This is a genomic window from Bradyrhizobium centrolobii (genome assembly GCF_001641635.1).
In the GTDB taxonomy this organism is placed as follows: domain Bacteria; phylum Pseudomonadota; class Alphaproteobacteria; order Rhizobiales; family Xanthobacteraceae; genus Bradyrhizobium; species Bradyrhizobium centrolobii.
The window spans coordinates 17,239-30,482 of record NZ_LUUB01000072.1 but is presented as its reverse complement, the minus strand read 5'-3'; the positions used below and the strand labels follow the sequence as shown (position 1 = coordinate 30,482).

At 66.0% G+C, this 13,244-nt stretch carries 10 protein-coding genes; 9 read left to right on the top strand and 1 reads right to left on the bottom strand.

Translation table 11 applies throughout. From position 1 onward, the window contains the following. Window positions 1-165 precede the first annotated feature (165 nt). The 6 genes from AYJ54_RS23380 (at window position 166) to AYJ54_RS47705 (ending at window position 10,252) form a co-directional block, all read left to right on the top strand. Window positions 166-1,689, top strand: coding sequence for a UxaA family hydrolase (locus AYJ54_RS23380; RefSeq protein WP_063702563.1), 1,524 nt, complete (start codon window positions 166-168; stop codon window positions 1,687-1,689). Between the two features lie 166 nt (window positions 1,690-1,855). Then, window positions 1,856-5,125 (top strand): transglutaminase family protein, encoded by a 3,270-nt coding sequence (locus AYJ54_RS23375; RefSeq protein WP_063702607.1) that lies wholly within the window; start codon window positions 1,856-1,858, stop codon window positions 5,123-5,125. Between the two features lie 27 nt (window positions 5,126-5,152). Further along, the gene (locus tag AYJ54_RS23370; protein ID WP_063702561.1) at window positions 5,153-7,672 is read left to right on the top strand and encodes a circularly permuted type 2 ATP-grasp protein; all 2,520 of its coding nucleotides are present in this window, start codon (window positions 5,153-5,155) and stop codon (window positions 7,670-7,672) included. After that, window positions 7,669-8,547: a transglutaminase family protein gene (locus AYJ54_RS23365; protein ID WP_063702560.1), complete on the top strand. Its 879-nt coding sequence runs from the start codon at window positions 7,669-7,671 to the stop codon at window positions 8,545-8,547. Before AYJ54_RS23370 ends, AYJ54_RS23365 begins: the two co-directional genes overlap by 4 nt. Window positions 8,548-8,706: 159 nt before the next feature. Further along, window positions 8,707-9,381 carry a formyltransferase family protein gene (locus tag AYJ54_RS23360; protein ID WP_063702558.1) on the top strand — a complete coding sequence of 225 codons (675 nt, stop codon included), beginning with the start codon at window positions 8,707-8,709 and terminating at the stop codon, window positions 9,379-9,381. A gap of 292 nt (window positions 9,382-9,673) precedes the next feature. Then, complete coding sequence (locus AYJ54_RS47705) at window positions 9,674-10,252, top strand: tetratricopeptide repeat protein (RefSeq protein ID WP_347337227.1); 579 nt, start codon at window positions 9,674-9,676, stop codon at window positions 10,250-10,252. Here AYJ54_RS47705 and AYJ54_RS23350 read toward each other — a convergent pair. Continuing rightward, on the bottom strand, window positions 10,158-10,808 hold the full coding sequence (locus tag AYJ54_RS23350) for a hypothetical protein (protein WP_063702554.1): 651 nt from the start codon (window positions 10,806-10,808) through the stop codon (window positions 10,158-10,160). The genes AYJ54_RS47705 and AYJ54_RS23350 overlap by 95 nt on opposite strands. A gap of 62 nt (window positions 10,809-10,870) precedes the next feature. Here AYJ54_RS23350 and AYJ54_RS50800 point away from each other — a divergent pair, with 62 nt between their 5' ends. The 3 genes from AYJ54_RS50800 to AYJ54_RS23340 all read left to right on the top strand — a co-directional run bounded on the left by AYJ54_RS50800 (window position 10,871) and on the right by AYJ54_RS23340 (window position 13,181). Then, entirely contained in the window at window positions 10,871-11,023 is a 153-nt protein-coding gene (locus tag AYJ54_RS50800; RefSeq protein WP_161491895.1) for a hypothetical protein, read from the top strand. Window positions 11,024-11,328: 305 nt separating this feature from the next. Further along, a complete protein-coding gene (locus tag AYJ54_RS23345; RefSeq protein WP_063702605.1) occupies window positions 11,329-12,159 on the top strand; it encodes a hypothetical protein in 831 nt (276 codons plus the stop codon). 125 nt (window positions 12,160-12,284) lie between these two features. Next, a complete protein-coding gene (locus tag AYJ54_RS23340) occupies window positions 12,285-13,181 on the top strand; it encodes an alpha/beta fold hydrolase (protein ID WP_063702552.1) in 897 nt (298 codons plus the stop codon). The last annotated feature ends 63 nt before the right edge of the window (window positions 13,182-13,244 follow it).

The window sequence follows — 13,244 nt, the reverse complement described above, 5'->3', positions numbered from 1 at the left end:
TCGTGTCCCGGACGCGGTGCGGCACGGAAGTGACGCGCCGCAGAGCCGGGACCCAGCTGCCGACGAAACACGTGATGTGACAGTGGGCCCCGGATCAGCAGCGTATCGTTTCACGCGGGCGCTGCGTCCGGGGCACGATAGTTTGAGCGACCAAGGAGAACGACCATGACTATCAGCCCCGTCATCCGCCTGCATCCCGATGATGGCGTGGTGATCGCGCGCGCGAGCCTGCCGCCTGGAACGGTCGTGGCCGAAGGCGTCGCGACGGTCGATCGCATTCCCTCCGGGCACAAGGTCGCGATCAAGCCGATCGCGGTGGGTGAACCGGTCAGGCGCTACGGCCAGATTATCGGCTTTGCCACGGCGCCGATCGCGCCGGGCCAGCACGTGCACACGCAGAACTGCGGCATGGGCGATTTCTCCAAGGATTATGCCTATTGCGCCGACGTGAAGCCGACGCCGAACTTCGATCTGCCGGCGACCTTCGAAGGCATCCGCCGCCCGGACGGCCGCGTCGCCACGCGCAACTATATCGGCATCCTCACCTCGGTGAATTGCAGCGCCCATGTCGCCAGCCTCGTTGCCGACGTCTTCAAGAAGAATCCCTTCACCGGCGAAAACCCGCTGGCCGAATTTCCGAACGTCGACGGTGTGATCGCGCTGACCCACAAGACCGGCTGCGGCATGACGCAGAACGAGCCCTTGGCGCTGCTCCGCCGCACGCTCGGCGGCTATGCGCGGCACGTGAATTTCTCCCACGTGATCGTGCTCGGTCTCGGCTGCGAGGTGAACCAGATCGGCGGCCTGATGGAGGAGCAGAAGCTCGCCGGCCGCCTGCGCGCGATGGACATCCAGGAGGTCGGCGGCACCCGCAAGACGGTGGAAGCGGGCGTCGCCTTCGTGCGCGAGGCGCTTTCCGACGCCAACAAGGTCAAGCGCGAAGCGGTACCGGCGAGCGAACTGACCGTCGCCCTGCAATGCGGCGGCTCGGACGGCTATTCCGGCGTCTCCGCCAACCCTGCGCTCGGCGCGGCCAGCGATCTCATCGTGCGTCACGGCGGCACCGTGATCCTGTCGGAGACGCCCGAGACCTACGGCGCCGAACATCTGCTCACGCGCCGCGCCGTCAGCCGCGAGGTGGGCGAGAAGCTGGTCGATCTCATGCGCTGGTGGGAGGAATATACCGAGCGCGAAGGCGCCGAGATGAACGCCAATCCGAGCCCCGGCAACAAGGCCGGCGGCCTCACCACCATTCTGGAGAAATCGCTGGGCGCGATGGCGAAGGCCGGCACCACCAATCTCGTCGACGTGCTGCGCTACGCCGAGCCGGTGACGAAGAGGGGCTTTGTGTTCATGGATACGCCCGGCTACGACCCGGTCGCGGCGACCGGTCAGGTCGCGGGCGGCGCCAACCTGGTCTGCTTCACCACCGGCCGCGGCAGCGTGTTCGGCTGCAAGCCGGCGCCGTCGATCAAGCTTGCGACCAACACGCCCATGTACAAGCGCATGGAAGACGACATGGACGTCAATTGCGGCACCATTCTCGAAGGCGAGGAGAGCGTCGAGCAATGCGGCCAGCGCATCTTCGATCTCATCCTCAAGACGGCCTCAGGCCAGCCGACCAAGAGCGAGAGCTTCGATTTCGGCGGCGCCGAGTTCGCGCCCTGGGTGCTTGGCGCGACGATGTGATGAGCGAGTAGGGAATGGCGAGTAGCGAATAGGGTTGCCCATCGGCTATCCGCCATTCGCTACTCACTATTCGCCTGCGCCGTAGGCACCGGCTGCCCGTTGTTAGTGCTTGATCGCCATCACCGGCGGTGTTCTGCTTAAAAAAGCTGCCGGAGCACCGCAACCCGTGTCGATCTACGTCGCACTGCATCACGTCACGCATTACAAATACGACCGTCCGATCGATCTCGGCCCGCAGACCATCCGACTGCGGCCGGCGCCGCACACGCGCACGCCGATCCTGAGCTATTCGCTCAAGGTCACGCCATCAAACCACTTCGTGAACTGGCAACAGGATCCGCAAGGCAACTGGCTGGCGCGCTATGTCTTCCCGGAGAAGACGACGGAGCTTAAGATCGAGGTCGACTTCACGGCACAGATGACCGTGATCAACCCGTTCGATTTCTTCGTCGAGCCCTATGCCGACAGCTTTCCGTTTGACTATCCGAAGGCTCTGAAGACCGAGCTTGCGCCTTACCTCGAGACCATCGAGCCCGGTCCGCTTTTCGCGCAATACCTCGCCTCGATCCCACGTGAGGCCAGCAACACCGTCAACTTCCTGGTCGAGCTCAATCGTGAGCTTCAGAAACGCGTCCGCTACGTCATCCGCATGGAGGCGGGCGTGCAGACGCCGGAGGAGACGCTCAGCACCTGCGCCGGCTCGTGCCGCGACTCCGCCTGGCTCCTGATCCAGACGCTGCGTCATCTCGGCCTCGCGGCGCGCTTCGTCTCCGGCTATCTGATCCAGATCCGCCCCGACATCGATCCGATCGAGGGGCCGCCCGAGGTCGAGAACGATTTCACCGACCTGCACGCATGGGCCGAAGTTTATCTGCCGGGTGCGGGCTGGATCGGGTTCGATGCGACATCCGGCATGCTCGCGGGCGAGGGGCACATCCCGGTCGCCGCGACGCCGCACTATCGTTCGGCCGCGCCGATCTCCGGCAGCGCCGGCATGGCCGAGGTCGAATTCGCCTTCGACATGAGCGTCCGGCGCATCCGCGAGGCACCGCGCATTACAAAGCCGTTTTCCGACGAAGCCTGGGCACGGCTCAACGATCTCGGTGAGCAGGTCGATGGCGATCTCGCGGCACAGGACGTGCGGCTCACCATGGGGGGCGAGCCGACCTTCGTCTCGGTTGATGATCTCGAAGCGCCGGAATGGAATACGGAGGCCGTCGGCCCGACCAAGCGCGCGCTCGCCGACGATCTCATCCGCCGCCTGCGCACGCGCTTCGCGCCGGGCGGCCTGCTGCACTACGGCCAGGGCAAATGGTATCCCGGCGAAAGCCTGCCGCGCTGGGCCTTCGGCCTGTACTGGCGCAAGGACGGCGTGCCGATCTGGAAGAATGCCGACCTCATCGCCAAGGTGGAGAATTCCCGGCGGCCGGAGATCAAGGACGCCGAAGCCTTCATGGAAGGCACCGCGGCGCGGCTCGGGCTCGACCCCGGCTACATCATGCCGGCATATGAGGATCCGGCGTATTGGCTTCAGAAGGAGGCCGATCTTCCCGTCAACGTCGACCCATCCGATTCCAAATTGTCCGACCCGGAGGCGCGGGCGCGGATGGCGCGAGTGTTCGACCAGGGCGTGGGTACGCCTCGCGGCTTCGTGCTGCCGATCCAGCGCTGGAATGCGCCGCCACGCTGGCGCAGCGAACGCTGGCAGCTCCGGCGCAGCCATCTGTTCCTGTCTCCGGGCGATTCACCCTTGGGCCTGCGCTTGCCGATGGGGGCGCTCGGCTACGTCCCGCCCAATCAATATCCCTACATCGTCGAGCAGGACCCCATGGAGCAGCGGGCCAAGCTGCCGGTGTTCAGCCGCATGCCGCGCCCGCCATCGCCGCCGCGCATTGCGCCCGAATATCTCAACACGACGATTCCCGTGCGCACCGCGATGGCGGTGGAGATCCGCGACGGCGTGCTCTGCGCCTTCATGCCGCCGGTCGAGCGCGTCGAGGACTATCTCGAGCTGATCGCGGCGCTCGAAGCCACGGCCGAGGAGATGCAGCTCCAGGTCCATGTCGAGGGCTACCCGCCGCCGTTCGACCCGCGCATCGAGGTCATCAAGGTGACGCCCGATCCTGGCGTTATCGAAATCAACATCCAGCCGGCGAAGAACTGGCGCGAGACGGTCGACATCACCTCCGGTCTTTATGAGGACGCCGCGAAGGTTCGGCTCGGAGCCAACCGTTTCCTGATCGACGGCCGCCACACCGGCACCGGCGGTGGCAACCACGTCGTAGTCGGCGGCTCCAGCCCGCAGGACTCGCCGTTCCTGCGCCGGCCGGATCTCTTGAAGAGCCTCGCGCTGTATTGGCAGCGGCATCCGTCGCTGTCCTACTTCTTCTCCGGCCTGTTCATCGGTCCGACCAGCCAGGCGCCGCGCATCGACGAGGCGCGGCACGACAGCATCTATGAGCTCGAGATCGCGCTCTCGCACGTGCCGCCGCCGGGTTACCAGACGCCGCTGTGGCTGGTGGACCGGCTGTTCCGGCATCTGCTGGTCGACATCACCGGCAACACTCACCGCGCCGAGATCTGCATCGACAAGCTCTATTCGCCCGAAGGGCCCACAGGCCGTCTGGGCCTCGTCGAATTCCGTGCGCTCGAAATGCCGCCCGATCCGCGCATGTCGCTGGCGCAGCAGCTCCTGATCCGCGCGCTGATCGCAAAGCTCTGGCGCGAGCCGCAGGGAGGCAAGTTCGTGCGCTGGAGCACGGCGCTGCACGACCGCTTCATGCTGCCTCACTTCATTTGGCAGGATTTTCTTGAAGTGCTGTCTGAGTTGAAGCAGTCCGGCTATCCCTTTGAGCCGGAATGGTATCTCGCCCAGCTCGAATTCCGTTTTCCTGCCTTCGGCCGCGTCCATCATGGCGGCGTGACGCTGGAGTTGCGGCAGGCGCTGGAGCCCTGGCATGTGCTTGGCGAGGAGGGCTCGGCCGGCGGCACCGTACGCTATGTTGATAGTTCGGTTGAGCGGCTTCAGGTGAAGGCGGAAGGCTTCATAGAGGGCCGCCACATCGTGACCTGCAACGGCCGCCGCCTGCCGATGACCTCGACCGGCCGCTCGGCGGAAGCCGTGGCCGGCGTCCGCTTCAAGGCCTGGCAGCCGGCCTCCGGCCTGCACCCGACCATTCCGGTCCATGCGCCGCTCACCTTTGACCTGATCGACACCTGGAACGGCCGCTCGCTCGGCGGCTGCGTCTATCACGTCGCCCATCCCGGTGGGCGCAACTACGATACCAAGCCCGTCAACACCTACGAGGCCGAGGCGCGGCGGCTGGCGCGCTTCCAGGACCATGGCCATACGCCCGGTCCGGTCCAGCCGCCGCCGGAGGAACGCACAAATGAGTTTCCGCTGACCCTCGACTTGCGAACGCCGCTCCTGCAATGAGTATGGGGGCGGGGCAAGGAGAGGCGCATGGGCGAAGGCGCAACCGAGGGGACTGGCGAGGCGGGCAGGGCGCCCGGCCAGCGCCGCGTGGCGCAATGGGTGCGCGACTATAGCCGGCTGCCCGGCATCCCCGACGAGTTTCTCGGCCCGGACGGCACCCCGCGCGCGGTGTGGAGCAGCTTCTTCGATGCTTTCGGCGCGCTGGCGCCAGATGAGATCGAGCGCCGCTTCGCCATGGCCGACCGCCATCTGCGCGAGGCCGGCGTCACCTATCGCGCGCCCGGTGACAGCGCCGACCGGCCCTGGTCGCTCAGCCACTTGCCGCTCCTGATTGACGAGGCCGACTGGCAGCAGCTCTCCGCAGGCATCAAGCAGCGCGCCGAGCTTCTCGAGCTCGTGCTGCGCGACGTCTATGGTGGGGGCCGGCTGGTTGCGGAAGGCGCGCTGCCGGCCGCCGCGATCGCCGGCAGTCCCGAATATCTGCGCCCGGTCTGCGGCGTGCCGCCGCCCGGCGGGCGATACCTGTCGATCTATGCCGCCGATGTTGGCCGCGGGCCTGACGGCCGCTGGTGGGTGCTCGGCGACCGCACGCAGGCGCCCTCCGGCGCGGGCTATGCGCTGGAGAACCGGCTGGTGCTCTCGCGCGCCTTTTCCGATCTCTACAAGTCGATGAACGTGCCGCGCGTCGCGCCGTTCTTCGAGGCGTTTCGCGACAGTCTTCGCGCCAGCGCCGATCGCGACGAGCCGCGCATCGGCGTGCTCACGCCCGGCAGCTTCAGCGAGACCTATTTCGAGCATGCCACGCTCGCGCGCTATCTCGGATTCCTCTTGGTCGAAGGCGACGATCTCGCCGTCAGCGACAACCGCGTCCACATCCGCACCGTCGCGGGGCTCAAGCGGCTCGACGTGCTGCTCCGCCGGGTCGATTCCAACTCGCTCGATCCGCTCGAGCTCGACGCCTCCTCGCACCTCGGCGTGCCCGGCCTGATCGACGTGCTGCGCAAGGACGGCGTCGTCGTCGCCAACATGCCGGGCTCCGGCGTCCTGGAGGCGCGTGCGCTGCTCGGCTTCCTGCCGGCGCTCAGCCGCCGGCTGCTCGGCGAAGAGCTGAATATGCCGCATATCGCGACCTGGTGGTGCGGTCAGCGCGCGGCGCGTGACGAGGTGTTGTCCCGGCTCGACGAGGTTGCGATCGAGGGCGCCTACCGGCGCGGCGTTCCTGGCTTCGACAGCACCGGCCCGGTGCTCGCAAGCGCGCTCGACGCAACCGGACGCCGGCGCCTGGTCGACGCCATCACCGCGCGCGGCATGGACTATGTCGGCCAGGAGGTGGTGCGGTTGTCAACCATGCCGGTCTGGGAGCACGGGCAGATCACACCGCGCCCCTTCGTGCTGCGGGTGTTCGCCGCCGCCACGGCCGACGGCTGGACCATCATGCCCGGCGGCTTCTGCCGGATCGCCGAGCAGGCGGACGCGCGGGCGGTCTCGATGGGTGACGGCGCGCGCGCCGCCGACGTCTGGGTCGTGTCCGACAAGCAGGTCTCGACCGCGACGCTGCTGCCCGCGACCGACAAGGTGCGGATCCGCCGTATCGCCGGCGTCCTGCCGAGCCGCGCCGCCGACAATCTGTTCTGGCTCGGCCGCTATCTCGAACGCGCCGAGGCCACGCTGCGGCTGGTGCGCGCGCTGGGCTCGCCGATGCGCGGGCCGGACAAGGGTGGCGCGCCGGCCTCGATACAGTCGACCGAGCGCATCCAGCGCCTGCTGGTCGCCTGGGGCGCGATCTCGCAATCGTCACGCGCTGCACCGGCGCGGATCGCGGCCGAGGCGCTCCAGAGCGCGGATCGTTTCGGCTCGGCGCTGTCGCTGGTGCGCGCGGCGCAGCGCACCGCCACCTCGCTCCGCGAACGGCTGTCGCCCGATGCCTGGCAGGTGATCATCGAGATGGCCGAACGCCTCGCCTACGAGGTCGAGGATGACGACAGCGTCATCAGCGCGGCCGAATTGACCTTGCAGGAACTCGCTAGCTTCGCCGGCCTTGCACAGGAGAACATGAACCGCGCCGCCGGCTGGCGCTTCCTCGACATGGGCCGCCGCGCCGAGCGCGCCATCAACACCACGCGCTTTGCGCGGCAGTTCGCCTATGATGAGGCGGGCGACGAAGAGCTCGACGTGCTGTTGACGCTGATCGATTGCCAGATCACTTACCGCTCGCGCTATCTGCTGGCGCCGCTGCTTGCGCCGGTGCGCGACCTCGCGGTGCTCGACAGCTACAACCCGCGCTCGGTGGCGTTCCAGGTGACGGCGCTGAACGAGCACATCGCCGCGCTGCCGAGCCTGAAGGAATACGGCCTGATCGAGCGGCCGCAGCGGCTCGCGGTCGCCGTGCAGGCGATGCTTGCGACCGCCGAGGCCGAGAAGCTCGAGGTCAAGACGCTGTTCTCGCTGGAGCAGGATCTGCTCAAGCTGGCTGAGGCGATCGGGCTGCATTATTTCCCGCACGGCCCCAATGCCAGCCGGCCGGAAAAGCTCACGGGGCTGGCGTGATCTACGACGTCCGTCACGTCACCACCTATGAGTACGAGAGCTCCGTCAGCTTCGCCCGCTGCACGCTGCGGCTGGAGCCGAAGAGCGGCAACGGCCAGGAGCTGATCTCGCACAGCGTCGAGATCCGCCCGCGGCCGGCGGAGCGCAACGCGAGGCGCGATTTCTTCGGGACGCTGACCGAGAGCGTCGTGATCGAAGCCGCGCACCGAAACTTGCGGATCGACTCCCGCTCGCGCGTTTCGGTGTCGCGCCAGTCCCCGGCGCGCGATGCCCAAAGCCCGTCATGGGAGAACATCCGCGACATCGCTTTCGAAGCAACAAGCCTCGGACCATCCTCGCCGGTCGGCTATGTCTTTGCGAGCCCGCTGGTGCCGGTGCTGCGTCCCGTCAGCGCCTATGCGGCGGAGAGCTTTGCGCCTGATACGGGCATCCTCGCCGGCGCGGTTGATCTGATGCATCGTATCCGCAGCGAGTTTCGCTACGACCCGAAGGCGACAGTGATCTCGACACCGCTCAACGAGGTCTTCGACAAGCGCCACGGCGTTTGCCAGGACTTTGCCCATGTGATGATCGCAGGCCTTCGCGGGCTTGGCTTGCCCGCGGCCTATGTCAGCGGCTATTTGCGCACCATTCCGCCGCCGGGGCAGCCGCGCCTGCAAGGCGCGGACGCCACGCATGCCTGGGTGTCGCTGTGGTGCGGGGCGGAGCTTGGCTGGGTCGACTTCGATCCGACCAATGATCTCCTGGTCGCCAACGATCACATCGTGCTCGCGGTCGGTCGCGACTTCTCCGACGTCTCGCCGGTCGACGGCATCATCGTCGGCTCGCCGAAGCAGAAGCTCGGCGTCGCCGTGGACGTGCTGCTGGTGGGGTGACCGTGGTTTTCACCGTCCAGGTCTGTGAACGAATGAGTCCGGGCAAGGGAGATTTGTTTCGGTATGTTTCCCTGATGTGACGAAGCACTGTCCATTAATGCGCTGTTAACGACGTCCCGCGACATCTTGGCTCACCATCATCGTTGCTGAAGCCGAAGCATGTTCGAAGGCCTTGTGTTGCTGACTGAAGCCGCCGAGCAGGTGGCGTTGTCGCGGATCCTGCGGAGCCACAGGCCGGATCTGACAATTCGGCCGGTCTCCGGCACCGAAGAGCTGCGCGGCATCGAGACGGCGTTTCTGCGCAACGCCCGGCTGGTGGCTTTCGCTTCCACTGCCATCGTGCCTGCCGATTTGCTCGCGAGCCTTGGCTACGGCGCCTACAATTTTCATCCAGGACCGCCGAACTATCCGGGCTGGGCTCCGGCCCATTTCGCGCTCTATGACCGCGCAAGCGAGTTCGGCGTGACTTTTCACGCCATGATCGAGCAGGTCGACGCGGGCACGATCTTCGATGTCGCGTCGTTTCCGATTCCGGAGACCTGCGGCCTGTTGGGACTCGGCGAGTTGACCTATACGCACCTGCTAAAATTGTTTGGGGCGTGGCAAGCGCAATTAGCGACGGAGCCGGTGCTGGTCCCGCGTCGCACGATGCCGTGGAGCGGGCGCACCAATACGCGCCGCAGCTACAGGGACGCTTGTGAAATTCCTCTGGATATCTCCAGGGACGAGCTGTGGCGCCGCATGCGGGCCTTCGGCGGCAATCATTACGGCATCTCGCCCACGATCAGCCTGCACGGTGTCGCCTTCACGGCGACATCTCCGGAGAACGCATGACCCTGACATCGATCGCCCTCTCGGCGCCGCCAACCGGCGTGCCGAGCGTATCCGACCTGCTGCGTGCGGGGCGAGAGCATTATGCGCGAGGCGAACTCAGGCAGGCGATCGCGGTCTTTCAGGCCGGGCTTGCGCTCGCGGCCACGGTGTCGATCGGTTCGGCGGTGGATGGTATCGTGGCCGACCTCCACGCTGCGCTCGCCAATGCCTTTATGCTCTCTGACAATCTCGCGGCTGCGGCGGAGAACTACAAGGCCGCGCTGCGTCTTGCGCCCCATCTTGTCGCCTGCTGGTGCAACCTCGGCAACGTCCATCAGCGGACCGGCATGGCGCGCGATGCGATCGGCTTTACCTCGAGGCGCTGCGTCTCAATCCGGGCCATCGGCCGTCGCGGACGAATCTGGTTCAGGCGCTGGTCGAGACCAGGCAATTGGCGATCGCCAGGACCTTGCTGTGCGAACTGCTGGAAGAGGCGCCGGACGACGCCGGCTTCCACAGCCAGCTTGGCAAGGTCTGCTTCGAGCTCAACGAGAGCGACGAGGCAATCGCGCATTTCGAGCGGGCGATCGCGCTCGCGCCTGAGCAAGCCGAGAATTTTTACTGGATCGGGGCGATCCGGCAGGCGCTCGGGGAGACCGAAGCCGCGCAGGCCGCTTATGCGCGTGCGGTGGAGATGCATCCGATCATGCGCAGGCCCGCGACGAAATCGCCGCCGGCGTTCCGGGCGCTCGCACTGTTCGCGCCTTTTGTCGGCAACACGCCGGTCGAATTCCTGTTCAGGGACTGCGCATATCAGGCCAACATCCTGTCCCTGTTTGCCGCTGTTTGCCGGGAGCCCGCCGGATATATCGGCGCTCGCGGCCGAGGCTGACATCGTCATCAACCTCATCTCCGACGCCGATCAGGGCGCGGAGGTGCTTCCCCTTGCTGCCGCCATCGTGCGAGGCCTGGGCAAGCCCGTCGTCAATGATCCGGCGAAGGTCATGCGGACGACGCGGGACGGGACAGCCTTCGATCTGGCCGCCATTCCCGGCTGCCGCGTGCCGCGCACGGTACGCATCGACGCTGGCGCGGGCCTTCCGCCGGGGCTCGATCTTGCCTTCCCGCTGCTGGCGCGGCCTGCCGGGACGCATGGCGGTGATTTCTTCGAGAAGGTCGAGGACGCCGCGACGCTCACCGCATTCCTTGCCGAACGCACGGATCAGGATTGCTATGTGATCGACTACGTCGACTATCGTTCCGCGGATGGCCTCTTTCGCAAATACCGGTTCCTTTTCGTAGGGGACCAGATCCTTCCCTACCATCTGGCGATCGGCGATCACTGGAAGCTGCACCGCGACAGCACCGAGATGGGCCATCACATCTGGATGCAGCAGGAGGAGGAGCGTTTCCTGAGCGATCCCGGATCGGTCTTCGACGCGCGTCATTACGGCGTCCTGCGCGTCATCTGCGATCGCGTCGGCCTCGACTATTTCGGCATCGATGCGGATTGGACCGCGACGGCAACCTCGTCGTGTTCGAGGTCAATGCCTCCATGCTGGTCCACGACCAGAATCCGGAATTTCCTTACAAGGATCCATATATCCGCAGGATCAAGCTCGCCTTCGATGGCATGCTCGAGCGGATTGCGCAGCGGAATTGATGCTGCCGTCCGCAAAGCCGTGCAGGCGTGTGCGCGAGCTGGCAGGTATCTGCAACCAAAATCCGATAAAGCGAATGTCGCGGCCGATGTCCGCCGTCGGGCAGGTCCGCTCGCGCGTCCGCGCCGGCGCCGATCCGTTACCGCCGACCTAACATTGCGGAGCGAAGCAAGAAACATATTACCGTATTTTCGCTTCGGGGTTTGGTCAGGTCGCCCGAGATGGGCTATGCTGGGCCCCGCGTCGCGGACGGGAAATGAGACGTCGGGAGTTGGCGTGGGACACCACCGACAACGGGGCTGCATCGATGATGACGTTACCGAGACTGGCGGCCGAAACCCTGGAGAAGTTGCTGGGCTCGTTCATGCGTCGCAGGTACGACGACGAGTCCCATGCCAGGGTGTTGGAAGGCGCGACGCGCACCGCGCTGGAATGCATCGGCAATAGCGACGCGCTCTACCACAACATCGAGCATACGATGCTGGTGACGCTGGCAGGCCAGGCGATCCTGATGGGCCGAAATCTCCACACGCACCTTGCGGCGGAGGACTACAACCATGTCCTCATCGCCTGCCTTGCCCACGACATCGGCTATGTGCGTGGCCTGTTCGAGGAGGATGACGAGGACGGTTTTCTGATCGATGAGGCCGGGACCAAGGTGTCGCTGCCGCGCGGTGCATCCGATGCCAGTCTCATGATGTATCACGTTGATCGGTCGAAGCTTTTTGTGAGGCGGCGGCTGCCGCCGATCCGCGGCCTCGACAGCGAGCGCGTCGCCCGCGCCATCGAGGGCACGCGCTTCCCGGCCTGCGAAGGGCAGGAGTATGACGACGAAGCCTCGATCCTGCGCGCCGCCGACTTCATCGGGCAGCTCGGCGATCCCAACTATCTGCGCAAGGCCAATGCGCTCTATTACGAGTTCGAGGAGGTCGGCATCAACCGGCAGCTCGGCTACGACTCGCCCGCCGACATCGTGAACCGCTACCCACAATTCTATTGGAACAGCGTCGCGCCGCACATCCAGACCGAGATCGGCTATCTCAACAAGACCGAGATCGGCCGGCAGTGGATTGCCAATCTCTACAGCAACGTGTTCCGTGCCGAACGCGAGATCTCCCTTTCGGGGCCGCAGAAATAGATGGGCTCTTGTAGTCCGCATGCAGCGAAGCGGAATGCGGGACGCCGACGTCTGCGAATCCCGGATTTCGCTGCGCTCCATCCGGGCTGCAGTACCGAGTTCGTTCGCAGAAGGTTGTCGCAAGAATGCAACCAAGAACAGTGACCGCCGGCGTCCTCGACATCGCCTATCTCGAATTCGGCGCGCCCGACGGCTGGCCCTGTATCATGGGCCACGGCTTTCCCTATGACGTGAACGTCTATAACGAGGCCGCGCCGATCCTCGCGCAATCGGGCGCCCGCGTGCTGGTGCCCTGGCTGCGCGGCTACGGCCCGACGCGGTTTCGTTCCGCGCAGACGCTGCGCTCCGGCGAGCAGGCGGCGCTGGGCGCTGACCTTCTCGCTTTCATGGACGCGCTCGGAATCGCGCGTGCGGTGCTCGGCGGCTACGACTGGGGCGGGCGCGCGGCCTGCGTCGTCTCCGCGCTCCATCCGGAGCGCGTGGTCGGGCTCGTCTCCGGCAATTCCTACAATATCCAGAACATTGCACGCGCGATGGAGCCGGCCTCGCCGCCGGAGGAAGCGGCGCTCTGGTATCAATACCTCTTCCATAACGAGCGCGGACGCCGGGCGCTGGAGCGCAACCGGCGCGGCTTTGCCCGTCAGCTCTGGTCGATGTGGTCGCCCAAATGGTCGTTCGACGATGCAACGTTCGAGCGCAGCGCCGTCTCCTTCGACAATCCCGACTTCGTCGATGTCGTGATCCACTCCTACCGCCATCGCTACGCGCTCGTCGCGGGCGATCCCGCCTATGCCGCGATCGAGGTGAAGCTTGCAGCGCAGCCGCCGATCCGTGTGCCGACCATCGCGATCGATGGTGACAGCGATGGCGTCAATCCCGGCACCGCGCATCATGCGCGCAAGTTCGAGGGCTTGTTCGAGCGGCGCGTATTCGCGGGCGCCGGCCACAATCTGCCGCAGGAGCGGCCCGTCGAATGGGCGCAGGCCGTGCTCGACGTCCGCAAGGCGGCCGGGCACACCTGATTTTTGCCGATCGCGGGAACTTTTTGCGGTCGGCGCCGTCCAACCTCGGAACGCCACACGCCG